Annotated in this window: 23 protein-coding genes and 1 pseudogene; all 24 read right to left on the bottom strand. The window is 45.7% G+C overall.

The window, feature by feature from the left end; genetic code table 11:
- Positions 1–114 precede the first annotated feature (114 nt).
- Positions 115–915 (bottom strand): spore cortex-lytic enzyme, encoded by an 801-nt coding sequence (sleB, locus tag BXP28_RS03860; protein ID WP_023484666.1) that lies wholly within the window; start codon positions 913–915, stop codon positions 115–117.
- A gap of 248 nt (positions 916–1163) precedes the next feature.
- The gene (locus BXP28_RS03855) at positions 1164–3665 is read right to left on the bottom strand and encodes a DNA translocase FtsK (RefSeq protein WP_023484667.1); all 2502 of its coding nucleotides are present in this window, start codon (positions 3663–3665) and stop codon (positions 1164–1166) included.
- A 92-nt stretch (positions 3666–3757) separates the two neighbouring features.
- Entirely contained in the window at positions 3758–3994 is a 237-nt protein-coding gene (locus BXP28_RS03850) for a YlzJ-like family protein (RefSeq protein ID WP_036654048.1), read from the bottom strand.
- Entirely contained in the window at positions 3991–4728 is a 738-nt protein-coding gene (locus tag BXP28_RS03845; RefSeq protein ID WP_036656571.1) for a ClpP family protease, read from the bottom strand. Before BXP28_RS03845 ends, BXP28_RS03850 begins: the two co-directional genes overlap by 4 nt.
- Before the next feature lie 176 nt (positions 4729–4904).
- Positions 4905–6581, bottom strand: coding sequence for a ribonuclease J (locus tag BXP28_RS03840; protein WP_023484669.1), 1677 nt, complete (start codon positions 6579–6581; stop codon positions 4905–4907).
- Positions 6582–6771: 190 nt separating this feature from the next.
- Positions 6772–7635 carry a 4-hydroxy-tetrahydrodipicolinate synthase gene (gene dapA / locus BXP28_RS03835; protein ID WP_024094248.1) on the bottom strand — a complete coding sequence of 288 codons (864 nt, stop codon included), beginning with the start codon at positions 7633–7635 and terminating at the stop codon, positions 6772–6774.
- A 27-nt stretch (positions 7636–7662) separates the two neighbouring features.
- Positions 7663–8879: pseudogene (gene dapG / locus BXP28_RS03830) on the bottom strand (aspartate kinase).
- Between the two features lie 47 nt (positions 8880–8926).
- Complete coding sequence (locus BXP28_RS03825) at positions 8927–9967, bottom strand: aspartate-semialdehyde dehydrogenase (RefSeq protein WP_023484672.1); 1041 nt, start codon at positions 9965–9967, stop codon at positions 8927–8929.
- A gap of 103 nt (positions 9968–10070) precedes the next feature.
- Positions 10071–10667, bottom strand: a complete 597-nt coding sequence (locus tag BXP28_RS03820; protein WP_023484673.1) for a dipicolinate synthase subunit B — start codon at positions 10665–10667, stop codon at positions 10071–10073.
- 1 nt (position 10668) lies between these two features.
- Positions 10669–11565, bottom strand: a complete 897-nt coding sequence (dpsA, locus tag BXP28_RS03815; RefSeq protein WP_023484674.1) for a dipicolinate synthase subunit DpsA — start codon at positions 11563–11565, stop codon at positions 10669–10671.
- Positions 11566–11742: 177 nt separating this feature from the next.
- Positions 11743–12129, bottom strand: a complete 387-nt coding sequence (dut, locus tag BXP28_RS03810) for a dUTP diphosphatase (protein WP_023484675.1) — start codon at positions 12127–12129, stop codon at positions 11743–11745.
- Between the two features lie 58 nt (positions 12130–12187).
- Positions 12188–13438 (bottom strand): M16 family metallopeptidase, encoded by a 1251-nt coding sequence (locus BXP28_RS03805; protein WP_023484676.1) that lies wholly within the window; start codon positions 13436–13438, stop codon positions 12188–12190.
- Between the two features lie 96 nt (positions 13439–13534).
- Positions 13535–14551, bottom strand: a complete 1017-nt coding sequence (locus BXP28_RS03800; protein ID WP_023484677.1) for a polysaccharide deacetylase family protein — start codon at positions 14549–14551, stop codon at positions 13535–13537.
- Positions 14552–14765: 214 nt separating this feature from the next.
- Positions 14766–16883 carry a polyribonucleotide nucleotidyltransferase gene (pnp, locus tag BXP28_RS03795; protein WP_024094252.1) on the bottom strand — a complete coding sequence of 706 codons (2118 nt, stop codon included), beginning with the start codon at positions 16881–16883 and terminating at the stop codon, positions 14766–14768.
- Between the two features lie 226 nt (positions 16884–17109).
- Positions 17110–17379, bottom strand: a complete 270-nt coding sequence (rpsO, locus tag BXP28_RS03790; RefSeq protein ID WP_023484679.1) for a 30S ribosomal protein S15 — start codon at positions 17377–17379, stop codon at positions 17110–17112.
- Between the two features lie 164 nt (positions 17380–17543).
- A complete protein-coding gene (locus tag BXP28_RS03785) occupies positions 17544–18482 on the bottom strand; it encodes a bifunctional riboflavin kinase/FAD synthetase (RefSeq protein WP_023484680.1) in 939 nt (312 codons plus the stop codon).
- 40 nt (positions 18483–18522) lie between these two features.
- Entirely contained in the window at positions 18523–19434 is a 912-nt protein-coding gene (gene truB, locus BXP28_RS03780; protein WP_023484681.1) for a tRNA pseudouridine(55) synthase TruB, read from the bottom strand.
- Positions 19431–20429, bottom strand: coding sequence for a DHH family phosphoesterase (locus BXP28_RS03775; RefSeq protein WP_023484682.1), 999 nt, complete (start codon positions 20427–20429; stop codon positions 19431–19433). Before BXP28_RS03775 ends, truB begins: the two co-directional genes overlap by 4 nt.
- Positions 20426–20782 (bottom strand): 30S ribosome-binding factor RbfA, encoded by a 357-nt coding sequence (gene rbfA, locus BXP28_RS03770; RefSeq protein WP_024094255.1) that lies wholly within the window; start codon positions 20780–20782, stop codon positions 20426–20428. Before rbfA ends, BXP28_RS03775 begins: the two co-directional genes overlap by 4 nt.
- A 6-nt stretch (positions 20783–20788) precedes the next feature.
- Positions 20789–23185, bottom strand: a complete 2397-nt coding sequence (gene infB, locus BXP28_RS03765; protein ID WP_394804672.1) for a translation initiation factor IF-2 — start codon at positions 23183–23185, stop codon at positions 20789–20791.
- A gap of 55 nt (positions 23186–23240) precedes the next feature.
- A complete protein-coding gene (locus BXP28_RS03760) occupies positions 23241–23567 on the bottom strand; it encodes a L7Ae/L30e/S12e/Gadd45 family ribosomal protein (RefSeq protein ID WP_374049659.1) in 327 nt (108 codons plus the stop codon).
- A complete protein-coding gene (gene rnpM, locus BXP28_RS03755; protein WP_036654035.1) occupies positions 23560–23868 on the bottom strand; it encodes an RNase P modulator RnpM in 309 nt (102 codons plus the stop codon). Before rnpM ends, BXP28_RS03760 begins: the two co-directional genes overlap by 8 nt.
- A 30-nt stretch (positions 23869–23898) precedes the next feature.
- Positions 23899–24996: a transcription termination factor NusA gene (nusA, locus tag BXP28_RS03750; RefSeq protein WP_023484687.1), complete on the bottom strand. Its 1098-nt coding sequence runs from the start codon at positions 24994–24996 to the stop codon at positions 23899–23901.
- Positions 24997–25033: 37 nt separating this feature from the next.
- Positions 25034–25495 carry a ribosome maturation factor RimP gene (rimP, locus tag BXP28_RS03745; RefSeq protein WP_023484688.1) on the bottom strand — a complete coding sequence of 154 codons (462 nt, stop codon included), beginning with the start codon at positions 25493–25495 and terminating at the stop codon, positions 25034–25036.
- Between the last annotated feature and the right edge of the window lie 11 nt (positions 25496–25506).

The raw sequence follows: 25506 nt of genomic DNA, 5'->3' as shown, positions 1-25506 counted from the left end.
TTTAAATGATTAATCCAAAACACTCGGGTATTAGCTAATTGATTTAATTCCATTATATTCATATATAAAGAGAGGAAGCAACCGGAGTGGTTGTTCCTCTGCTGGCGAAATGTATTATTTACAGAAGATATGCTTTCCGATTTGTTTTACCTGGGGTCTGGACCAGATCCATTTGGATGTTGCCGTTTCCGGGTTAAAGTAATAAGTACATCCTCCAGACGGGTCCATACCGTTCAGTGCATCCCGTACCGCCTTCTTTGCAGTCTCGTTGGGCACTAGCCAGATTTGGCCGTCTGCTACAGCCGTGAAGGCTCCTGGTTGGAAAATCACACCCGAAATGGTGTTAGGGAAGCTTGGCGAATCCACCCTGTTAAGGATAACTGCGGCAACTGCAACCTGCCCGATATAAGGTTCCCCTCTTGATTCTCCGTAAACCGCATTTGCCATCAAGTTAAGATCCTGCTCAGAAAAGCCTTTATGATTGGATGGGGTGAGCTTCGTACTTGTATCCGGCTTGGCAGCACCTGCACCAGCTCCTGCTCCTGGACCAACCTTTTCTTTCTTTGCAGTCGGAGGTAATTCCTCAGCAGTAGGCTTATATTGTTTGGTAGCTTCCCATAACTTCAATTTCGTTTTAGGTCCTACTAACCCATCCACCTGCAATCCAAATTCACCTTGGAAACATTTCACACTTTGCAAAGTTTGATAGCCAAAATCTCCATCCACTTTTCCTTTATAGAATCCCAAAAATTTCATACGGCCTTGAAGCTCATAAACGTCGGAACCTTTCGTCCCGTATTTGACCAGATTTTTACTAAAAGTCTCCTCTGTTTGTCCGGTATGCTGTTTGAATTGGAATGCAACAAAAAGTGCGAATACCACACAAACTGTGATCAGTATCAGCCGTTTATTCATAGTAGTTAATCAACCTTTCTTTTGTAGTGGCAGCCTTTTATTGCTTATTATGAGAAAGGATGAAAACTTCTATGCACCACGATTAGCGAATGGGCTGTCTTAAGACGAATTGGACTACGAATAGTTGTATGAATGGAAAATGCAAGCAATTTGCTGGTATTCAAAAACGGCACCCCCATTATTGGGATGTGCCGCTTTGCATATAGACAAAAGATATTCTCAATAGAATCAATTTCATCATACAACTTTTAAGAGGAAATACGGTTTTGCTGGTATTGTTCCAATGAAATAAGTACCTCACGCGGCTTGCTTCCCTCATAAGGACCGATGATACCTTTTGCTTCCATAGCGTCAATCAGTCTTGCCGCCCGAGTATATCCAATCCGCATTCTGCGCTGAAGAAGAGAGACCGAAGCCTGGCCTCCTTCCAGTACAATTTGTACAGCCTGGTCATACAGCTCGTCCTCAAATTCCTCATGGGTATCTGATTGTTCTTCTACCTCAGGTACCATTTCCTCCTGATAATTGGCTTGCTGCTGGTCCCTGCAGTAACGAACGACTGCTTCAACCTCCTGATCGGACAAAAATGCCCCCTGAACACGGATCGGTTTAGATGCACCAACGGGCAAATAAAGCATATCTCCCCGTCCAAGAAGCTTTTCCGCTCCTACCATATCCAGGATGGTACGGGAGTCCACCTGGGAAGATACGCCAAAAGCAATACGCGAAGGAATGTTAGCTTTGATAACGCCGGTGATGACATCAACAGAGGGCCTTTGAGTAGCGATAATCAAGTGAATCCCTGCAGCCCTGGCCATTTGGGCCAGACGGCATATCGCATCCTCCACGTCATTCGCCGCAACCATCATCAGGTCTGCAAGTTCATCTACAATCACTACATAGTACGGCAGGGGAGCTTCCGTTCCGTTCTCATTCAGCATGGCATTGTAGCCCTCAATATTTCTGGTCCCGCTTTTTGAGAATAATTCATAACGCCGTTCCATTTCACTGACAATTTTCTTCAGGGCCAGTGATGCTCTTCGCGGATCCGTGACCACCGGGGCAAGAAGATGGGGAATGCCATTATATACGTTGAGTTCTACCATTTTGGGATCAATCATCATAAACTTTACTTCGTTCGGCTTTGCTTTGTACAAAATGCTTGTAATAATCCCGTTAATACAAACCGATTTGCCCGATCCTGTTGCTCCGGCAACCAGTAAATGCGGCATCTTGGCAAGATTTCCGACAATAGGCTGACCGGAAATATCCCTTCCGAGCGTAATAGAAAGCTTCGAGGCTGATGATTGAAAAGCAGAGGTTTCCATTACTTCTCTCATTGTCACCACAGAAACTTCTGAATTAGGAACTTCAATCCCTATGGCTGATTTTCCGGGTATTGGAGCCTCCATACGGATATCTTTGGCAGCAAGGGCAAGGGCAATGTCATCTGTCAAACCCACAACACGGCTAACCTTCACCCCTACATCCGGCTGGATCTCGTATCGGGTAACCGCAGGCCCTCTGACAACAGCAAGCACTTTAGCTCTTACTCCAAAACTTTCCATGGTAGCTTCAAGTTTACGAGCATTAGCTTTATGATCAGTGCCTTCCCCGTTTTTATTTGAAGCAGGTTGTGACAATAAGGAAAATGGCGGGAGCACATACGGCTTTACCTGTGAGGCCGGAATGTCCGCTTCAAGCGCTCCGGCCTCCTCTTCCCTCATGGCCTGATGCTCATGGGAGATCGGCTGTGATTGGACGGATTGGACGGATTGGGCGGATTGCCCTGATGCCGTTTTAGTATTTATATCAGGGTGATCCAGAAAATCTGTAATGACCGGTTCTGTAGGGATTTCATTCTGTCCGGCCTGATAAACTGTTATTTCTTCCGCTTCTTCATGCGCTTCTATCCAATCCGTGTCCTCTTCCTCTATATGGTCTTGAGCTGCTTGTTTTGGCTGGAAAAGCTCCAGGAATACCGGTTTTTTCCTTTTCTTTGATGGTAATTCTTCTTCGTAATCCTCATAGAATTGTGCTTCAGGTTCGTCAGCTTCAACGGCTCTGCGGCCTGCTTTTACTTTACGTTCGGAACGCTCCGCCGCCTTGCGAACCAAGCGGTTTTTCCTGCTTGTCCGAAAACGGGCAGTCAGTTTTTCAAAAAAGGCTGTAGATCCGATGCGTACTTTTTTCCCGGCGTCCACATATGAGAGGCCGGTTATTAGAATAAATCCGATGGCAAACAGGGCATACATCACAAGTTTGGCCCCAAGTGTATCGAACAGAAAATACAGTACACTATATTCGGCCGCACCTATCATGCCGCCTCCCACTTTGTCTGTAAGTATGTTTCCGTGTTCGGGCTGAATTCCCTGCACCATAAGCTGCCATGAGTACCTAAATATATCCGCGGCTGTAAACTCTCCGTCAGGAAACAAGTTTGCAAACAATCGAATGTGATTCATCACAAGAAGTCCCAGGATGATAAGAACAATCCCAGTTTTCTTGGTTGTCCAAGTTCTTGGCCAATCTCTTTTAATCATTACGTGCAGAGCTATGTATATACAGATTAAAGGGATAATAAAATCCCATGTTCCCACAAAAAAACGGCACAAATAATTAAAGGAGCGGCCTACATGGCCTTCTCTTGCCAATGCGATGACTGCGAAAATGAGGATCAGAATTCCGTACAATTCATAAATTAGTCCGGTTCTGACCGACTTTTTCCTTCTTCTTCTCCTTTTGGCCACGTTTCGTCACCCCCAATGTGTAATTATAACACAGGAACAGGAGCTGGCATACAGGACCATGGAAGGAGAAATGCGCACACCTGTTTCCTTTTTTATTCCCGACCCTTCCTGTCCAAGGAAATATAGGAAATAACTGTGCCCGGATGCAAGCTGCTATCCAGATAATCTAACGGATTACAGCTGTACAGGCGGACGATTTTGGCTTTTCCTTCCGGGAGTGTCTCTATCTGCATATCTACACCATTGATCTTTACATCTCTGTATTCAGGTTTCTGCTTATCCCAATCCCGGAACACGTCTTCCGGATTCACCGCAGTATAAAAAATCAAGAGAATTTCCCTCCTTGCGCTCCGGCTTTTTTCTCATCAATACGCCGATATAACTCCCGCATAGCTTCTCCTATACCTCCGACCGCATTGATTAGTCCGTAACGGACCGCATCTGCTCCAATCACCGTAGTCCCGATATCTCTTGTAAGTTCCCCTGTTTTAAACATCAAATGTTTGAATTGCTCTTCGGTTACATTTGAATGCTTGGTTACGAAACGAACAACCCGATCCTGCATTTTATCCAAATATTCAAATGTTTGAGGAACCCCAATAACCAGACCTGTCAACCGGATAGGATGAATCGTCATAGTTGCGGTTTCAGCTATAAACGTAAAGTCAGTCGATACGGCAATAGGAACTCCGATACTGTGCCCTCCCCCTAAAACTATGGAAACAGTGGGTTTGGACATGGTAGCAATCATTTCCGCTATGGCGAGTCCTGCCTCCACATCACCGCCAACGGTATTGAGGATAAAGAGCACTCCTTCAATTTTAGTACTTTGTTCTGCTGCAACAAGCTGGGGGATAATATGCTCATACTTCGTTGTCTTATTTTGGGGAGGAAGGACCATGTGGCCCTCTACCTGACCGATAATGTTCATACAAAATATATTGCTCTCCGGTGAAGTCGGCAAGCTGGTTTGGCCTAAGTCTTGAATCGTTTCTACGGCTGCATTCTTTCTATTCTCTTCTGGTGTCTCGCCTTCCTGCTGATTAGTAAAAAAAGGATTCATTATTTTCATCTAGCTCCTTTTCCATCGACATATACTTGTAGTATGGATGGAAAGAGCAGGAATATGTATGGTTTTTCAACTGAATTCTGCAAAATGGCCATAAATGAAAAAACCTCCTTAGTTGTTAAACTAAGGAAGTTTATAAAAGTTTATAAGGCTAAGTGACTAGGTGAAGTTTAGACCTCCATGATGATTGGAAGGATCATTGGTCTTCTTCTGGTTTGCTCATATAAAAATCGTCCCAGAGCATCTTTTACATGAGTTTTTAAAGATGCCCATTCATTTACATTATCGTTCATCAATTTATTCAGTGTGTTTGTTACAATTCGGTTAGCCTCATCAAGCAACCCTTCGGATTCGCGGACATATACAAAACCACGTGAAATAATATCCGGCCCGGACAAAATAGTACCTTCCTGCTTGCTCAGGGTAACCACCACAACCAAAATGCCATCCTGAGACAGTAATTTGCGGTCGCGGAGTACGATATTTCCTACATCACCTACACCTAAACCATCAATCAAGATGTTCCCCGCCTGTACTTTACCGGCTTTGCGGGCAACTCCATTTTGGATTTCGACTGTGTCTCCGTTGTCTATGATGAAAATATCTTCTTTGTCCATACCTACGGATTCGGCCAACTGTCCATGCAGCCTTAACATCCGATATTCCCCATGGATGGGAATAAAGTACTTAGGTTTCATTAGGTTCAACATCAGTTTCAATTCTTCCTGGCTGCCATGTCCGGAAACATGGACTCCCGTCACAGATCCCGGGCCATAAATCACATGAGCCCCCAGGCGGAACAGTTCGTCCACTGTACGTCCTACATAACGCTCGTTCCCCGGAATCGGAGTTGCAGCAATTACAACCGTATCTCCAGGCAGAATATCCACTTTGCGATGAGTTGAACGGGCCATGCGGGTTAGAGCCGACATCGGTTCTCCCTGGCTGCCCGTACAGAGAATAACTACACGATCAGCTGCTAATCGATTCACCTCTTCAGGTTCGATCAGTATGCCGTCAGGTACTCTAAGATAACCAAGCTCCGAGGCAATTGTCACAACGTTAACCATGCTTCTGCCGATGACAGTCAGCTTCCGATTGGTTGCATACGCTGCATCAATAACCTGCTGAACCCGGTGGATATTTGAGGCAAAAGTAGCCAAAACGACCCTTTGCCGAGCTTTGCGAAAAACTTCTTCAATTGTGATACCAACACTTTTTTCCGATCCTGTATAGCCAGGGCGTTCCGCGTTCGTACTATCGGAAAGCAAGGCAAGTACACCTTTCTTCCCGATTTCGGCCATGCGGTGGAGATCAGCATATTGGTCATTCACCGGTGTCTGGTCAAACTTGAAGTCTCCAGTATGAACCACGTTACCTTCCGGGGTTTCCAAACAAACTCCTACGGAATCCGGGATACTGTGATTGGTTTTAAAGAAGGTCGCCGTCATGGTTCCCATCTTGATCTCGGAGTCCGCATTAATAAGAATGCGCTTAGTTTCTCCCAAAAGGCCAGCTTCCTTGAGCTTGGTTTCAATAAGCCCAAGAGTCAGCTTGGTTCCGTACACCGGAACATTCAAGTGCTTCAATACGTATGGAAGTCCTCCGATATGGTCCTCATGTCCGTGAGTAATCAGGATTCCACGAACTTTATCCTTATTTTCAAGCAAATAAGAGATGTCTGGAATCACAATGTCGATACCGAGCATATCCTCTTCCGGAAATTTCAAACCGCTATCAATGACTACAATATCATTGTCATATTGCACCACATACATATTTTTACCGATCTCTCCCACGCCGCCAAGGGCAAAGATCGTCAATTTTTCATTATTCTTTTTAGACAAGTAATGTACCTCCCATAATAGTTTGGCGACGAATTTTGTATGATGAAACCGAACTAGTCACTTACCACCATTATACAAGAATGTCATGTGTCTTTACAAGTTGCTTTTCTCTGGGCGCTCTGAATCCTTGTTTTTACTGTTCCCGGATAAAACAAAATCGATGCCAATCGGCACCGATTCATATGAACTGTCATTTAAACAAGGTTCTAATGTACTGTCCTTCTTCTTCGGTCACGTTGACAAGCGGCAGACGGACACCGCCGACTTTCATATCACGGTCATTCAGGGCAAATTTCACAGGTGCCGGACTCGGAACCTGGAACAATCCTTTGAATATTGGCAAAAGTTTGCTCTGCAACTTCACAGCCTGCCTGATATCACCTTGTACATAATAAGATATCATATCCTGCATTTCTTTTCCAACCAAATGACTAGCGACACTGACAATTCCTTGGCAGCCAACCGCCACCGCCGGAAGCGTCATCGAATCATCCCCACTATACACCAGAAACCCTTTTTTTGCATTGGTGAGAATCTGGGTAAGCTGATCGGTGTTACCGCAGTCTTTGGTTCCGATTATGTTGGGGATTTTTGAGAGCCTTATGGTCGTGTCTGCATCGATATTAACCCCTGTCCGGCTTGGTACATTGTATAAGAAAATAGGTACTTCAACGGATTCAGCAACCGCCTTGAAGTGCTGATACAGCCCTTCCTGGGAAGGACGATTGTAATAAGGAGCCACAATCAGCAGGGCATCTACACCAAGATGCTGCACCTTTTGAGAAAAATGAATCGTATGCTGTGTAGAATTGCTGCCAGTCCCCGCAATAATCTTGCAGCGTCCTTTGGCAAACGTTACTGCCAATTCAATAAGTTTAAGCTTTTCTTCTTCGGTTAAAGTCGGTGACTCACCGGTTGTACCGCAAATAACCAGACCATCACTATGCTGTTCTTCAATAAGATAGTCCACCAAAGGTTCAATCTGATCCCAGTTAACTTGCAAGTTTTCATCAAAAGGTGTCACCATTGCTGTTATTACTCTACCGAAACCCACCGTAAACGCCTCCTAATAGTTCACTGATTACTTGTGCAGGCTGAATTTTTTATGAAGCGCTCTTACAGCACGCACCATGTCAGAATGGTGTACAAGGACCCAAATCGTTGTGTTGGAATCCGCTGACTGTAAAATCTGTATTTCTTCCTCAGTCAAGGCTTCTACAATTTTTGCCATAATCCCCGGCACTCCATTAATGCCTCCGCCAATGACGGATACTTTCGCACAATTTCTGAGAATCGTTGGCTCATAGCCTAACTCCCTAAGAAGCTTCACCGCTTTGTCAGCTACGTGGCTGAATACCGTATATACGACTCCCGAAGGATTAACATTAATAAAGTCAACACTAATTTGATTCTCTGCCATTGTTTTAAACACTTTCAGCTGCAGATCATATTGACCTTCTGCAGCAGCTACTTGAATCTGCGTAATGTTGGCAAAGTTCGCAATTCCGGTCACGAACCGGTCTTCAACCGGCTTATCTCCCAATTTCAGAGCATCTATGCTCGTGACAAGAGTCCCTTCGTCCATGGAGAAAGTGGAACGGACACGAATCGGAATATTGGCATGCATGGCCACCTCAACGGCTCTCGGATGAATCACTTTGGCACCATTATGAGCCATATTGCAGATCTCTGTAAATGTCACGCAGGAAAGTGCCTTGGCATCTTCAACAATTCTTGGATCTGCAGTTAAAATTCCTTTCACATCCGTGAAAATATCGACAACTTCCGCTTTAAGAGCTGCTCCAAGAGCTGTTGCCGACGTGTCACTTCCTCCGCGTCCCAATGTTGTAATTTCCCCGTCCTTGGTCATTCCCTGGAAGCCGGTAACCACAACAACTTTGCCTTGTTCCAGATGCTCGATTATTCTTTTGGGTTTAATCGTTTGAATCTGCGCATTCCCAAAGCAGTCGTTGGTCTGAATACCTGCCTGCCCTCCGGTTAGAACGACAGATGGGATTTTTTCATTGTGAAGCATGCTGCATAAGTTAGCTGCGGAGATCAGTTCTCCACAGCTAAGCAGCAAATCTCTCTCGCGGTCGGGAGAATGTCTCCATTTCCGCGGATTAGATCAAGTAAAGTATCAGTAGCGTAAGGCTCGCCTTGTCTACCCATGGCAGAAACAACAACAACCACTTTATAATTCTCGGATAAAGCATCTTTTATATGCTCTAGAACGTGATTCCTTGCTTCCTTGGTGGATAGGGAAGTTCCTCCAAATTTTTGAACGATTATGCGCATGTGTTTCCCCCACCTATCAAAATAATATAGCTAAAATGACTAGTAGATTACTTATCTTCAGAGATCAGGTGCTCGGCAATCTGTACAGCGTTCCATGCCGCCCCTTTCAGCAAGTTGTCGGATACAATCCAAAGGTTAAGAGCTTTAGGATTACTGAGATCCCGGCGGATACGTCCAACAAATGTCTCCTTTTTGCCAGCGGCCTCGGATGCCAGCGGATACTGCTGCTCTTCGGGATTATCGACGACGGTAATTCCCGGGGTCCGGGACAATAGCTGTCTTACTTCTTCCACCTCAAAATGATCTTTGAGTTCTACATATACGGATTCGGAGTGTCCCTGAATTACAGGAATCCGCACGCAAGTTGTCGTAATTTGTAAGTTTTCGTCTTCCATAATTTTTTTGGTTTCACGAATCATCTTCATCTCTTCAAGAGTAAAGCCGTTGTCCTGAAACTTGTCAATCTGCGGGATGGCATTAAAAGCAATCTGATGTTTGACAGGCAGAGAGGACACAGGCAGCACATCCGGCTTAACCTCTTTTCCTTCCAGAACTTCACGCGATTGTCTCAACATTTCTTTGGTGGCTTTGTTTCCTGCTCCGGATACAGCCTGATATGTAGATGCAATAATACGGGAAATGCCGTACCGGTCATACAGTGGTTTTAAGGCGTGTACCATCTGGATAGTAGAACAGTTCGGGTTTGCGATTATGCCTTTATGATTTCTTGCTGCATGCATGTTCACTTCAGGAACTACAAGCGGGGTGTTCTCATCCATGCGGAAAGCATTCGTGTTGTCAATACAAACTGCTCCGGCAGCAGCCGCCGCAGGAGCAAGCACTTTACTGACATCGCCCCCGGCACTGAACAGGGCAAAATCTATTCCTTCAAAGCTGTTTACAGTAGCTTCTTCCACGATAATTTCCTTGTCTTTAAAAGGAATAACGGTACCTGCAGAACGCGCAGACGAAAGAAGCTTAAGCTCTTTAATGGGGAAATTCCGTTCATCAAGCAAACGGACAATCTGTTCTCCTACTGCTCCTGTAGCACCAACTACAGCAACGTTGTATAACTTTTGGTTGGACATATTCACTCTCTCTCCTCAAGATGTGTATCTGAAATAAACGTCTATGAGAACGTTGTTAGACTCTATCAATCTTTTATCGTTCTATCAATGGAGCGCCGGGCTATCAAGCATATTGAAATCTCTCAATAATCAAGGGCTGAAGCTGTTTGCCCTGAAGTGCAGCTGCACAAGCCTCCGGTACAAGGTCCATCCTGGCAACCAGCGAATTCGGTTTTGCCTCCGGGGCATCCTGGCCAAAGGGTACAAAATAAACATGTTTGGTTATCAGCAATTTGGCAATGTTCATTGCATTTAATCCAAGACCATCGTTTGTTGAAATGGCAAGAACAAGAGGCCTCTGGTTTCTCATCTGGGCCTTTGCTGCCATTAGAACCGGGCTATCGGTCATGGCATTGGCCAGTTTGCTTGTTGTATTCCCTGTGCAAGGAGCAATCACCAAGACATCCAGTAATTTGGATGGACCTAAAGGCTCAGCCTCCGGTATTGAGGTAATGAGCTCTTGACGGGTTATTTCCTTGACCTGTTCCAGCCAATCTGCCGATTTTCCAAAGCGGGTGTCGGTTGCTTGAACCGAATGGGAAACAATAGGAATTACCCTTGCTCCTTCATCCACGAACCGCTTTATTTGCGGCATGATTTCTTCCAGAGTACAGTGTGAACCTGTTAAAGCATAGCCTACAGTTATCCCCTGCCAATTCATGTTAGCCTTCACTCCTATTTCTGGCCTCTTCTTCAAGAAGCTCGGATAAAGTGTTCGCTATGATGCGTCCAGCTGTCTTAGGAGCAACAATCCCAGGCAATCCAGGCGCCAGAATAGCCTTCACCCCCCGTTTTTCAGCGAAGCGGAAATCTACTCCGCCCGGCTTGGAGGCAAGGTCTATAATAAAGGCACTGTGAGGGATATTGGTGATAACCTGCGCTGTGACTATCATAGTCGGAATTGTGTTAAAAAGCAAGTCAATATTGCCTACTTCAGCATACAAATCCCTTGTGTAGAAAGGCTTGAACCCCATTTCCTTCGCTCTGGCAAAATGCTCTGCCCGGCGGACTCCCACCTTCACATCTGCCCCTAACCCCTGAAGTACCCTGGCCATTGTAAAACCCGTTCTGCCAAAACCGAGCACCATGGATGTAGAGCCATGGATCGTAATATCCGTATTTTGAATAGCGATCATGATGGCGCCTTCCGCTGTAGGGATGGAATTGTAAATCGCGACATCGTCCCTGTCAAAGACTTCGATTAATCCAATCTGGTGTGTGGAACAACGTTCACGTAAATAGGTTTTAGCCATTCCCGTGTATATCTTGGCATGCTTAGGCAGGGAAGCAATATGAGATTCGGTTAGAACCAGTTCGTTGGTGGAAAAAATGGAATCCACCCTTCCATGATCATCGGTTCCTACGGGAGGGAGGATGACCGCATCCGTCTTGGCCAGCAGATCTTCCGATAGCTCTGCCTGCACAGCCCCATAAAAAGACTGCTGCAAATTGTCAAATCCCACCAAGGTAACTGCAGCATCCAGCTCCAACATTTTTTGAATCACTTCAAGCTGTCTGGCATCACCTCCGATAAAGACGACCTCGACTCCTGTCAGCATGGTTGAGGCACTCCTTTCTATATCAATTCCGTCCTGATTCCCCGGTTTCGATACTCTATGGTATGCCTTTGCCCAACGCGAGGTGACAATGCCTGAAGAAGTGGTGTAGACGCAAAAAGCTGCCTGTAAGTCATGAACATGACCTCCAGACAGCCTTCTTCGCCAAAACTTCCTTTACTATTTAGTTCCAGTATGACCGAATCCTCTTGATCCGCGCACCGTCTCCGTTAGCTCTTCTGTCTCGACTAATTCAACCGTAGGTACAAGTTGGAAAACCATTTGCGCAATCCGTTCTCCCCGTTCAATCCTGAAGGGCTCGTGGCCATGATTGATAAGCAGAACCTTAATTTCCCCACGGTAATCGGCATCAATAGTGCCTGGAGAATTTAATGTGGTGATCCCGTATTTATATGCCAGTCCGCTTCTTGGACGAATCTGGGCCTCTAATTCCTCCGGCATGCTAATGGCGTATCCCGTCGGAATTAATTGCCGCTCGCCAGGCTGCAAAATTACGTCCTGCTCTATGGCAGCATGAAGATCATACCCGCTTGCCGCTACGGACATTTTTACCGGTAATGGGAGTCCCTCCGCGTGCGGAAGACGTTTAATTTGTATTTGTAAATCAGACAAGTAAATCCCTCCTGAAGTGATGTAAAGCCTCGTTTGAACTGCCCACCATAGACAAAGCAAAAGGTCTGGCAAAAAGCCGTCCTACAAGACTGCGTATATGGTCTATATTTACGCTTTCGATCCGTTCAATCATCTCGTCCAGACTGTAATGTTTACCAAATATTAATTCATTTTTGCCAAGCCGGTTCATGCGGCTATTCGTACTCTCCAGACTAAGGATCAGGCTGCCTTTCAGTTGTTCCTTCCCTTTTTTCAATTCCAGGTCAGTCAGGCCGTGTTCTTTTACATTTTCCAAAATATCCATGGTTACCTTAAGCACTTCCTCAGTCTGTTTTGGAGCGGTTCCCGTATAAATCGTGAACAGTCCTGTATCCATATGGGAAGAATGGTAGGAATAGACGGAGTAGGCAAGTCCCCGTTTTTCCCGGATTTCCTGAAATAAACGCGAGCTCATCCCTCCACCAAGTGCATTGTTAAGCAGCACCATCGGGTAAAGATTATCCTCCTCAAGAGCCATGCCCGGTAATGACATACAGATGTGATTCTGTTCTGCCTTTTTTTCTTCGAAAATCAAATCCCCCACAAATTCGGGAGTTGTGTAACTCGTTGGGCTGCCGGAGTTGGTGAATTCGCCAAAATGCTTTTCGATCAGTTGGATTACTTTATCATCAATATTCCCAGCAATACTGATCACAGTATTCTCGATATTATAAAACTGCTCCATATAAGCGCGAAGATCATCCGGATTCATCGCCGAAAGGGTTTCTTCCGTTCCAAGGATTGTCCGTCCAAGAGAATGCTCTCCGTAAGAGGCTCTTGCCACCAGATCATGAACCAGATCATCCGGCGTATCTTCATACATGGAAATTTCCTCGAAAATAACGTTTTTTTCTTTTTCCAGCTCTTGTTTATCGAACACGGAATTGAAAAACATATCAGAGAGTACATCCACCGCAATCGGCAAATGCTCATCCAGTACTTTTGCATAATAACAGGTGTATTCTTTGGATGTAAAGGCGTTCACATTTCCGCCAATTCCGTCAAAAATCTCAGCGATTTCTTTGGCTGAGTGACGAACCGTTCCTTTAAACAGCATATGCTCAATAAAATGGGAAATCCCGTTGTTTTGAGCCGACTCGTTTCTAGAGCCGGTTTTCACCCAAATGCCGAAAGCTACGGACCTGCAAGTGGGGATTTTTTCAATTACAACCCTGAGCCCGTTCTTTAATTGATATTTTATCACCAAGGGTTCCTCCTCAAAAAGTAGACGCACCTGGACATTATTCACACGAAACCTGTAAAAGTCCACCTATGATTCTAACAAAAATGTAGAATGGACTCAACTTGAAGGCTGGGGCTCAGGCAACCGCTTTGAAGACAACACATCGCTCACTGTCCCTAAGGAAATCCCTTTATTTTTGATGATCTTAATCATTTCAGGAAGGGCCTCGCTGGATGAAGAAGTAGGATGCATCAGAACCAAAAAACCTGGTTCCATACGGTGGCTTATTTTTTGATTGATCCTTGCCGCACCCGGATTTTTCCAGTCGATGGTATCAAGAGACCACATTATGGTTTTAAGCCCCTGTTCATGGGCAATCTGAACAGTCTCTTGGTCAAAATCTCCGGAAGGCAGAGCAAAAAGTGTATTGTTCACACCCAGTTCCTTTTTAATAAGCTGCTCAGTTTTTACAATTTCTTCCGTAGCTTTTTGTCTGCTAAGTTCACTCATATTTTTATGCGAATAACCATGGTTCGAGATTTCATGGCCTTCGGCTTGAATCTGTTTAGCCATATCTACATTTTTTTTCAGCCAGGAGCCATCCAGAAAAAATGTCGCTTTGACATTTTCCTTTCTTAGGGTTTCAAGCATGCCCGGTAAGAATTCATTCCCCCAGGCTACATTGATCATTAGAGCTGCCATCTGCTTGCGTGGGTTTCCTTTATAAATGGGGTGAGCCCCCAGTTCCTCCAATTTTACTTTAGGCTCAATCTCTTTATATACATAAGTTATTGGTGTGCCGGGGGGTTTCTCTTTAGCAAGCTGATATGTTTTCTCTACATCCACTTCCCTGCCGTTATATCCGGGCATTGCTTTCCAGATCTTGTCCACTTTCGCATCTACAGGCGCTTCTTTGCGTTTCCCGGCTTCAGCCTGGATTTCTTTCATCAGGGCATGATCATCAGGCTTTTCTCCCCAAATAAAGACAAGTGAAGTCAAGCCGTGGGAATTGTTCCACACCTCACGTGTCTCCCCGCTTTTTACGGCATGAATAAATCCGTTTATCGGCTGAATACAAAGTCCAATAAAAACAGCTGCAAAAACACAGCAAAGGAAAATGACCTTTTTTCGCATCTTCTTTTCCTCTTTTCACCCATAGTGCTACAACTTATGCGGAAAAGGACAAGAATAGACTAGCCAAAATAAAAAAGAGACAGGCATATATGCTGGATCTTTGTTTGGGGATGTAGAACGTTCTCCCGAAAGGAGGACGTTTTACCCGAGGATGGGAAAGCATAAAGAATTTATACTTTCCAATGTATTCAATTAGGGTAACTCGCACGTAAACTTATGACTTGGTTGGTTCCTGTTGAGGCTTCTCCTGATTCACAAGCGTAGCCTTGCGGGAAAGATTGATCCGGCCCTGATTATCAATTTCCGTAACTTTAACCGTAATTTTATCGCCGATAGAGACAACATCCTCTACCTTTGCAACACGCTCTATGGAAAGCTGGGAAATGTGAACGAGACCCTCTTTATTTGGAAGCACCTCTACGAATGCACCGAATTTTTCAATCCGCTTCACCGTACCCAGGTAGGTTTCTCCCACTACTACTTCACGAACGATGCCTTCAATAATTTCTTTGGCTTTTTGATTCATTTGCTCATTCGAGGAAGCTATGAAAACGCGGCCGTCCTGTTCGATATCAATTTTTACGCCGGTCTCTTCAATGATTTTGTTGATGATTTTACCACCTGCTCCAATGACATCCCGGATTTTGTCAGGATGAATGGACATGGTCAAAATTTTCGGGGCATAAGGTGAAAGCTCTTTCTTAGGATCACTGATACGGCTCAGCATTTTTTCCAGAATGAACATTCTTCCCTCTTTGGCCTGAGTAAGTGCCTGATGCAAAATGTCCCGATCTATGCCGTTGATCTTAATATCCATCTGCAGCGCAGTTACGCCTTTAGCCGTACCAGCTACCTTGAAGTCCATATCCCCGAGGTGATCCTCCATACCTTGTATATCTGTCAAAATGGAAAAGTGTTGCCCGTCTTTGATCAGACCCATAGCAATCCCGGCAACAGGCGCTTTAATCGGCACCCCTGCATCCATCAGGGCAAGCATACTTGCGCAAATGCTGGCTTGGGAAGTAGATCCGTTGGACTCTATCACTTCAGATACAAGACGAATGGTGTACGGGAACTCTTCCTCGGAAGGAATAACCTGCTCAATAGCTCTTGCTCCAAGAGCACCATGACCAATTTCACGGCGGCCAGGAGCACGAAGCGGTCTAGCCTCCCCAACACTGAACGGAGGAAAGTTGTAGTGATGCATGAAGCGCTTTGTTTCTTCCAGATCCAGCCCGTCCAAAATTTGCACATCCCCAAGTGCTCCTAAAGTACATACACTGAGAGCTTGGGTTTGACCCCGGGTGAAAAGACCCGACCCGTGGGTTCTCGGAAGAAGGGAAATATCACATTCGATAGGGCGTATTTCATCCAGAGCCCGTCCATCCGGTCTTACCTTCTCATGAGTGATCAAACGGCGGACTTCTTCCTTTACGATGTCATGCAGCACTTCCTTGACGTCTTTCAATTTCGCCGGATCGTCTTCAAGTAAGGAAGCAAAATGCTCCTCCGTCTCGGCACTGACCAAGTCAATGGCTTCTTGTCTCGCATGTTTCTCAGGAACCTGAATCGCTTCAATCATTTTTGCTGAGGCAAACTCACGTACTTTCGCGTTAATTTCCTCGTCCACTTGATGAAGCTGCACTTCCATTTTAGGCACCCCGGCCTCTTCCACGAATTGTTCTTGTACTGCCACGATCTTTTTAATCTGCTCATGACCGAACATGATCGCTTCAAGCATAACCTCTTCCGGAACTTCGGCTGCCCCCGCTTCTACCATCATAATGGCATCTTTCGTACCGGCAACCGTCAGGTGAATATCACTCTTGGCCGCCTGTTCCGTAGTAGGATTGATCACAAATTCACCGTCTATACGGCCAACTATGACACCGCCGATAGGTCCGTTAAACGGAATATTGGAAATGCTAAGTGCTGCGGAAACCCCGGTCATGGCAGCAATCTCAGGCGAACACTCCTGATCAACACTCATGACTATCGCTACTACCTGAACCTCATTCCGGAATCCTTCCGGAAATAGCGGACGAATAGGACGGTCAATCAAACGGCTGGCCAGAATGGCTTTTTCACTGGGACGGCCTTCCCTCTTAATAAATCCGCCCGGAATTTTCCCTACGGCATATAATCTTTCTTCATAGTTCACTGTCAGCGGAAAAAAATCCAGATCCTTTGGCTCACTGGACGCCGTGACCGTACACAATACAACGGTATCGCCATACCGGACAAGTACCGATGCATTGGCTTGCTTGGCAAGACGGCCTGTCTCAAGTGATAGTGGCCTTCCTGCCAAGTCCATTTCGACGATCTTAACCATACTCAACCTCCTAGAAGTTTTTGAAGAAAATGCTTCTTACGCTAAGATTCTTCATCATGCTGTACAAGTGCTGTTACCCGAATCTCATAGTATTTCTGCGTATGTATAGTATTTCCTTCTTTTTATAATTTAAAAATATAACAAAAAGCAACCCGTTAGCCTTTCGGCAAGCTCGGCTAGAGCTCGCTACCAAAGAACAGCAGGGTTGCTTTACTGTGTGCCGGTCCTATCTACGTAAACCAAGCTTCTCGATCAATGCACTATAGCGCTTGACGTCGTTGTTCTTCAGGTATGCCAGCAATTTACGGCGTTGACCTACCATTTTCAGAAGACCGCGACGGGAATGATGATCTTTCTTGTGAGTGCGCAAGTGATTAGTCAAGTTGATAATGTTTTCCGTAAGGATAGCTACTTGCACTTCCGGAGATCCAGTATCCGTGTCGTGCACCTTATGTTCTTGAATCAACTGCTGTTTGCGTTCTTGAGTTAATGCCATCCTTGTCACCTCCTGTTCCTGTTAAAAGAATCGCCGTTAGCCCAGAAAGCGTCGGTGTCTCGCAAATCCAAGCTAAGGTTCGTTGCCTTTATGCTTTGTTGTAGCATTGCAGGCGTTGTTTAGTATATCATAAGCGTCCGCCAGAAGCAATCAGGACATGAAAATTAAGCTAATTTTGTTTCGGCTGCTTTCACATCCTGCTGAATTTGGGCCACCAAAGCTTCAACTGAAGAAAATTTCTTTTCCGGGCGCAGAAAACAGACAAAATCCGCTTGTATGTCTTCACCATAAATGGTCTCATGAAAATCCAGTATATGCACTTCAAGGGTAATCCTCTTGTCAGAACTGAATGTAGGCTTTGTACCTATACTCATTACACCTTTATACCGTTTCCCTTTTACCCAGGTATACACAGCGTACACTCCGATTGCCGGTGTTACATACGGCTCTTTGATGTCCATGTTGGCAGTAGGGAATCCAATGGTACGTCCCCGGCGGTCTCCTCCGATTACCTTCCCGCGTATGGAATAATAGCGTCCCAGAAGCTCGTTTGCATACATTACATCTCCGTCTTTTAGTGCGGATCGGATCTCTGTACTGCTTGTTTTGATCCCGTTTTGAGTAAAAGGACTCACGACTTCAACCCCATATCGGCCATTACTCCACTCTATCAACTTATCAGGAGTACCCAGACCCTTGTAACCGAAAGTAAAATCAAATCCGATCACCAAGTCGGCAACGTTAAGGGGAATTAATACTTCCTCTACAAAAGTTTCGGCAGACAGCTTCATAAGGGATTCATCAAAATGCAGTACATAAGCATAATCAATCCCGAGCTTTTCCAAACAGTCCATTTTATGGTCCAAGGGGGTGATAACATCGGTATATATTTGCTGCCCCAGTACTTCTTTAGGATGCGGATAAAAAGTCATAACGGCCGAAGGAATCTTCTTCTCAGAAGCCATGCTGAGGGCACGCCCTATTACTTCCTGATGTCCTAAGTGAACCCCGTCAAACTGGCCGATCGCCATGACCTGTTTCTCAGGAAGCTTGGATATTACGGACTTATCAATAGGGTAATTCAAATGAATCATTTCCATCATGTATGTTCACCTACCATCTTTGCCTGCATCACGGGCTATTTTACAGGAATACTTTGACGGGTTGCAAGAGATGCTGGTCACATTTCCATTCGAATATGCCTAAGAACTTATCATTCGGGCCATATGCCCGAAACAGCTTTTCCCCAGAAACGCCTACTGAAGGCACCGAGATTAATGTGATTTTTTTGCCTTGAAGAGCATTCCCGGACTGCACGGCTGTTAACTGGACTTTGGGCAGGTGGAAGACAGCCTGGTCCATGGGAATAAGCTTTTCATGAAGAAGCCCCTTTTGAACAAGCTTAGCCGCTTCCTCTAGAGTGATGCACTGCTCCAGACCGATTGCTCCTGTTGAACTGCGTACCAGCCGTTTCATTGTTGCAGGATACCGCAATTTTTTCCCTATGTCTACACATAAGGTGCGGATATAAGTCCCTTTGGAACATTTCACCTTGAAACGAACCTCCGGGAACCTCAAGGATAAATCCATGTACACATCAGATATTGAATAAATGTACACTTCTCTGGATTTACGTTCCACTTCCTTTCCTTCACGAGCCAGCTCATAAAGCCGTTTCCCGTTCACACGGACAGCAGAGTACATTGGAGGGACTTGTCGTATGGAACCTACGAATGATTCCAAAACACGGATCACCTGGCCTTCCTCAAGCTGGACTTGTTCGGCCTGCTCTATGATTGTCCCGGTTGCATCTTCTGTATCCGTGGCAATGCCTATTTGAAGCGTGGCCTCATATTCTTTAGGCAGCTCCTGAATATATTCCACTAAGCGGGTAGCCCTTCCAAGGCATAAAGGAAGGACCCCGGTAACAGAGGGGTCCAAAGTACCGGTATGGCCAATTCGTTTCATACCGAGAATTCGTCTCATTTTGGCTACCACGTCATGCGAGGTAAATCCCTCAGGTTTATAAACAGGCAATATCCCTTCCCATGTCATGTTAGCTTGCTCCTAACTCTATCTACTACTTGATTAATCACTTCTTCCAGCGTTCCCTGGACCGAACACCCGGCTGCCCGGATATGTCCTCCTCCTCCGAAAGACTGGGCAATTTCGGCTACATTGGCTTGTCCATTGGAACGCAAGCTTACTTTCACGGTCTGTTCATCCCGTTGTTTGAACAACAGGCCGGCTTCAACATGCTCTATGTTACGCGCATAATTGACTAAACCATCCAAATCATCACTTGTAGCCTGCAGCTCTTCAATCTCTCGAACGGTTACCGAAAGCCATGCTATTTTCCTGTCTGCACTAAACGTTAAGGTGGAAAGTGCTCTTTTTAACAGCTCAACCTGAGCATACGTCATACGTTCCAAATATTTCTCCGCGAGTACAGAACCGTTCACTCCAAGCGCCAGCAAATCAGCTGCAATCTGCATTACCCTTTCTGTCGTACTAGAGTAGCGAAAACCTCCGGTATCTGTTAAAAGGCCGGTATACAGACATTCAGCACACTTGACTTCCAGCGGAAACGGAAAGCGTCCCATCAGATCCGTCAAAATTTGCGTGGTGGATGCGGCATCCGGTTTAATAAGCTGACAAGTGCCAAAATAGTCATTGGTTGGATGATGATCGATATTTAATAGATCCGGTGAAGGAGCAAACAAAGAAGCTACTTCCCCGATTCTTGAAAAATCCGCACAATCAACGGTTATAATCGACTGATATGTCCGGTTAGGGCACTGATTCGAATAATTCAGAACATCGGCAAAATGAACCAAATCCGAAAATTTGACAGGCAAACTTCCTTCGTTAATTAAGGTTACCTGCTTGCCAAGCCGGCGAAGCAGCCAGCCGACAGCCAGGGTGGAAGCGGCCGCATCCCCGTCGGGTTGGACGTGGGATACGACGAGAAAATCATCCCTTTCCTCAATAAACCGCTTAGCCTGATCCAACTGAGCCTCATAGGACAAAGAACGGGAGTCTGCCGTCATGGGGTTTGATCTCCGCGGTTAATGTCCTGAAGCAGGGATTCAATCCGGCTGCCGTAATCAATGGATGTATCGAATTTAAACTGAAGTTCTGGTACTTTGCGCAAACGGATTCGCTTGCCAAGTTCCGAACGGATATATCCACTTGCCACACCTAAGGCTTTCAGCGTCGCTTCTTTCTCCTCATCGGAACCCAGAACGCTGAGATACACTTTTGCCAGGGAAAGATCGTTTGTCACATCTACCCCTGTAATTGTCAGAAAACCGATTCTGGGATCTTTTAATTCGGATTGGACAATCTGGCTCAGCTCTTTTTTGATCTGCTCTCCAACTCGTCCCACTCGAACTCTAGCCATGTGTTATCACCTCTCAACTGTTTCCATCACAAAGGCTTCAATGGTGTCCCCTTCTTTAATATCGTTGTATTTCTCGATGGAAATACCGCATTCGTAGCCTTGGGCCACTTCTTTTACATCGTCCTTGAAACGTTTGAGGGAGTCAATTTTGCCTTCCACAATCACGATACCGTCCCGAACCAGACGTACTTCCGCATTGCGGGTTATTTTACCTGAGGTTACCATACAGCCGGCGATTGTACCGACACCTGAAATTTTAAAGATATTGCGCACTTCCGCATGTCCGATTACAGTTTCCTTAAATTCAGGATCCAGAATCCCTTTCATGGCTTGCTCAATTTCTTCAATAACATTATAGATAATCCGATGCAGACGAATATCTACTTGTTCCTCTTCAGCAGTCGCTTTGGCAGCCGGTTCAGGACGGACGTTAAAGCCAATAATGATAGCATTGGATGCGGAAGCCAGAATAATATCCGACTCCGTAATAGCTCCGGCGCCAGTATGAATAATTTTTACCCGGGCGCCTTCCACTTCAATCTTCTCAAGTGAACTGCGAAGAGCTTCTACCGATCCTTGAACGTCGGCTTTAATGATGACATTCAGATCTTTGATTTCACCCTCTTGAATGTGTTTGTACAGATCATCCAGAGTAACCCGGGCATTTGCATTCATTTCACTCTGACGCTGGGTTACGGCACGTTTTTCAGCAATGGAACGAGCTTTCCGCTCGTCTTCAAACACCATGAACGGATCACCTGCTTGCGGTACTTCAGCAAGACCGGTAATCTCCACCGGAGAAGATGGGCCCGCTTCTTTTAATCTTTTGCCCCTGTCATTCATCATGGCACGCACACGTCCGAAGCAGGTGCCCGCTACAAAGCTATCCCCTACTTTCAGCGTGCCGTGCTGAACGAGGATACGGGCTACCGGGCCTTTTCCTTTATCCAGTTCAGCTTCAATCACGGTACCTCTGGCACGCTTATTCGGATTCGCCTTGAACTCTTGTACCTCGGCAACCAGCAAAATCATTTCGAGCAGGTTTTCCAGACCGATCCGTTGTTTTGCCGAAATTTCAACAAAGATCGTATCGCCACCCCACTCTTCAGGGACAAGTTCATATTCAGTGAGTGCTTGTTTGATTTTCCCTGGATCTGCAGTAGGTTTATCGATTTTATTCACCGCTACAATAATTGGTACATTAGCTGCTTTAGCATGGCTGATTGCCTCCACTGTCTGTGGCATTACACCATCGTCAGCCGCAACTACAATAATCGTGATATCGGTGACCTGGGCACCTCTGGCACGCATTGTAGTGAATGCTTCGTGTCCTGGAGTATCGAGGAAAGTGATTTTCTTGCCGTTCACTTCTACCTGATAGGCACCGATATGCTGGGTAATACCTCCGGCTTCGCCTTCCGTTACACTTGTATGGCGGATCGCATCAAGCAAGGTTGTTTTCCCATGGTCAACGTGCCCCATAATGGTAACGACAGGAGGACGATCTCTCAGATCTTTTTCATCGTCCTGTTCCTCAACGAGTTCGAATTTATCTTCTTCTACCGGGATCTTCACTTCAACTGCAACACCGAACTCAGTTGCTACAAGTTCAATGGCATCTAGGTCAAGTTCCTGGTTAATCGTCGCCATAACCCCTAAAAACAGAAGCTTTTTGATTACTTCCGAAGCATCTTTATGAAGGGCTTTGGCCACTTCCCCGACGGTCATGGTTCCACGGACAATGATTTTCTTAGGTGTATTATCAATTTTTTCTTTCTTAACAACCGGTTCCTGATTGCGGCCTCTGCCCCTGTTGCCTTTATAGTTATTTCCCCGGTTTTGTCCCCGGTTATTGTCATCAAATCGCTTTTGATTGCCGCCTGTGTGTTTGTTTTTACCGCGTTTTTCCGACGTGTTGTTTGCACCTCCTGCTTGGACACGGGATGGCTTGTTATGGTTATCTGATACAGGTTTGTTCCCTTGATTCTGACGGCGCTGCTGGTTTTGGCCGGGGGATTGAGAGCGGTTATTGTTTCGCTCAGTCGGTCTTGCGTTCCCTTGATTATGCCCACTACCTTTACGCTGGGATTGGCCTTGGCCATTACCCTGGTTCTGACGCTGTTGTCCGTTCTGCTGGTTGCGGCGCGCACCTGGAGCGGCAGATGTATTTGCACCTTGTTTCTGACTTTTTGACTGTTCCTGCTTAGGTTCCTGATTCGTAGTTGATTGATTCAAATTTTCATGTCCTCCATCATTCACTGCCCGTTTTGCCGCGGCATTTGCTTTGATATCTCGAAAAAACTTCTCGACACTGTGTACCGCTTCGTTTTCCATCACACTCATGTGATTGTTTACGGGGATATTAAGTCGCTTGAGAATGGTTATGATTTCTTTACTGCTCATATTTAAAGATTTGGCATATTCATACACCCGAAGTTTATCCTTAGAATTTTGTTTATTACTCAATACCATTCACCTCCGTGGGATTTACCTGGCAATTCTGAAGCATCTTGGCGAAACCGCCATCAAGGATGCCTACGACCACGCGCGCTTCCTTGCCGATGCTTGCTCCTATCTGGCTCCTGTCCCCCGCTATCATAAGCGGAATGCCGTATGACCGGCATTTATCCGAAAATTTCTTCAGGGTGTTCGGACCGGCGTCTCTTGCTAAAATTACAAGTTTCGCATCACCGGAGCGCATTGCTTTTAGTACCCCATCCTCACCGGTTGTTAATTTGCCGGCTCGCATGGTCAATCCAAGATACGAGTAAAACTTATCACTCACCAGGCATCACTTCTTTTCCTGAGTGGAATTCATCTTGGACAGAAATAAAGTCCCGTTCCAACTGTTCATAAATATCCGCACTAACCGTGTGTTTCAATGCCCTGTCCAGCGCTTTGGTTTTTTGGGCTAGGCGGAAGCAAGAAACTTTCCCGCACAGGTAGGCACCGCGACCGGATTTTTTTCCTTTGAGGTCAATCTGGATGTCACCTTCCGGTGTCCGCACAACCCGGATCAGTTCCTTTTTGGGCATCATTTCCTGGCAGGCCACACATTTACGTAGAGGAGTTTTTCTTTGTTTCATTGTTATCACCCCTTCTCTCGCGGTCCGTCATCAATCAATGCTGATGGAATCTTGATGCATTTCCTCCGTAGACGTTCTAGGTCTGCCAAATTCCTGCTCAGCCTGAGTCTCACTCTTGATATCAATTTTCCAGCCAGTCAGCTTGGCTGCAAGCCGGGCATTCTGTCCCTTGATCCCAATCGCAAGGGAAAGTTGATAATCCGGAACAATGACCCTTGCCATCTTTTCATCTTCAAAGATATTCACTTCCAGTACCTTGGAAGGGCTCAGCGCATTAGCTACATACTCTTCCGTACTTTCCATCCAGCGGACAATATCAATCTTCTCCCCGCGCAGCTCGTTCACAATAGTTTGAACACGCAATCCTTTAGGGCCCACACAGGAACCGACAGGGTCTACTTCCTCATTCCGGGAATCAACGGCAATTTTTGAACGGAAGCCCGCTTCACGCGCAACGGAACGGATTTCAACTACTCCATCGAAGATTTCGGGCACTTCCAGTTCAAACAAACGTTTCAGCAGTCCCGGATGAGTACGGGAAAGAATGATTTGCGGCCCTTTCGTCGTATTCTCCACTTTCGTAATATAGGCTTTAACACGATCTCCGTGCTTAAATTTTTCTGTAGGCATCACTTCATTAAGAGGAAGCACAGCCTCTACTTTGCCAAGATCCACATAATAGCTTCGCTGATCTTGGCGCTGTACGATACCGGTAACGATATCTTCTTCTTTATCGATAAAAGCATTGTAAATTAATCCCCGTTCGGCCTCCCGGATTCGCTGCGTGACTACTTGCTTCGCTGTCTGGGCCGCAATCCGGCCGAAATCCCGGGGCGTTACCTCAATCTCTACGATATCACCAAGCTGATAATTCTGGTTTATTTCGCGTGCAGCCGTGAGGGAAATCTCAAGTCTCGGATCCAGAACATCCTCTACAACAGTTTTGCGGGCAAACACCCTAATCACGCCTGTTTGCCGGTTGATATCGACCCTTACGTTTTGTGCTGTATTAAAGTTGCGCTTGTAGCTCGAAATCATGGCGGCTTCAATAGCATCAATAAGTAGATCTTTAGAAATTCCTTTTTCCCTTTCGATTTCAGATAAGGCTTCAATAAACTCGCTGTTCATCTGAATCGACTTCCCCCTTTCATTAGTTCAACAATTATTAGAATACAATCGCTAATCTGGCGCTGGCCACTTTCTCATAAGGAATGGAGCTTTTCTTCTTAGCGGTTTTTACTACCAGCGTCTCGCCATCAAAAGAAAGAAGTTCTCCCTCAAACTCTTTTGCATTATCCACAGGCTCGTATGTAGTAATAAATACGTGTTTGCCAACAGATTTGGCTATATCCTGTGGTTTTTTTAGCGGGCGCTCTGCACCTGGAGACGATACTTCCAGGAAATAAGCCGTTGGAATAGGATCTTTCTCATCCAGCTTGGCACTTAGATACTCACTGATTCTGCCGCAATCCTCTATATCAATACCGCCTTCCAACTTATCGACGTACACGCGTAAAAACCAGTTGCTGCCTTCTTTCACATATTCAATGTCCACTAGTTCAAAACCGTTTTCAGTGAGATAATCCTTCATCATCTCTTCGACAATGCTTTTTATGGATGAACTCATGGTTGACCGAT

The organism is Paenibacillus larvae subsp. larvae (assembly GCF_002003265.1).
GTDB lineage: Bacteria > Bacillota > Bacilli > Paenibacillales > NBRC-103111 > Paenibacillus_H > Paenibacillus_H larvae.
The sequence above is the reverse complement of the archived record's forward strand: the minus strand, read 5'-3'. Positions and strand labels throughout refer to the sequence as shown.

What these genes read in the sequence shown, in the direction of transcription:
- sleB (WP_023484666.1), bottom strand. Translation starts at nt 915, where the DNA reads ATGAATAAACGGCTGATACTGATCACAGTTTGTGTGGTATTCGCACTT.
- BXP28_RS03845 (WP_036656571.1), bottom strand. Translation starts at nt 4,728, where the DNA reads ATGAATCCTTTTTTTACTAATCAGCAGGAAGGCGAGACACCAGAAGAG.
- BXP28_RS03825 (WP_023484672.1), bottom strand. Translation starts at nt 9,967, where the DNA reads ATGTCCAACCAAAAGTTATACAACGTTGCTGTAGTTGGTGCTACAGGA.
- BXP28_RS03820 (WP_023484673.1), bottom strand. Translation starts at nt 10,667, where the DNA reads ATGAATTGGCAGGGGATAACTGTAGGCTATGCTTTAACAGGTTCACAC.
- dpsA (WP_023484674.1), bottom strand. Translation starts at nt 11,565, where the DNA reads ATGCTGACAGGAGTCGAGGTCGTCTTTATCGGAGGTGATGCCAGACAG.
- dut (WP_023484675.1), bottom strand. Translation starts at nt 12,129, where the DNA reads ATGTCCGTAGCGGCAAGCGGGTATGATCTTCATGCTGCCATAGAGCAG.
- BXP28_RS03800 (WP_023484677.1), bottom strand. Translation starts at nt 14,551, where the DNA reads ATGCGAAAAAAGGTCATTTTCCTTTGCTGTGTTTTTGCAGCTGTTTTT.
- pnp (WP_024094252.1), bottom strand. Translation starts at nt 16,883, where the DNA reads ATGGTTAAGATCGTCGAAATGGACTTGGCAGGAAGGCCACTATCACTT.
- rpsO (WP_023484679.1), bottom strand. Translation starts at nt 17,379, where the DNA reads ATGGCATTAACTCAAGAACGCAAACAGCAGTTGATTCAAGAACATAAG.
- BXP28_RS03785 (WP_023484680.1), bottom strand. Translation starts at nt 18,482, where the DNA reads ATGATGGAAATGATTCATTTGAATTACCCTATTGATAAGTCCGTAATA.
- truB (WP_023484681.1), bottom strand. Translation starts at nt 19,434, where the DNA reads ATGACATGGGAAGGGATATTGCCTGTTTATAAACCTGAGGGATTTACC.
- BXP28_RS03775 (WP_023484682.1), bottom strand. Translation starts at nt 20,429, where the DNA reads ATGACGGCAGACTCCCGTTCTTTGTCCTATGAGGCTCAGTTGGATCAG.
- rbfA (WP_024094255.1), bottom strand. Translation starts at nt 20,782, where the DNA reads ATGGCTAGAGTTCGAGTGGGACGAGTTGGAGAGCAGATCAAAAAAGAG.
- infB (WP_394804672.1), bottom strand. Translation starts at nt 23,185, where the DNA reads ATGAGCAGTAAAGAAATCATAACCATTCTCAAGCGACTTAATATCCCC.
- rnpM (WP_036654035.1), bottom strand. Translation starts at nt 23,868, where the DNA reads ATGAAACAAAGAAAAACTCCTCTACGTAAATGTGTGGCCTGCCAGGAA.
- nusA (WP_023484687.1), bottom strand. Translation starts at nt 24,996, where the DNA reads ATGAACAGCGAGTTTATTGAAGCCTTATCTGAAATCGAAAGGGAAAAA.
- rimP (WP_023484688.1), bottom strand. Translation starts at nt 25,495, where the DNA reads ATGAGTTCATCCATAAAAAGCATTGTCGAAGAGATGATGAAGGATTAT.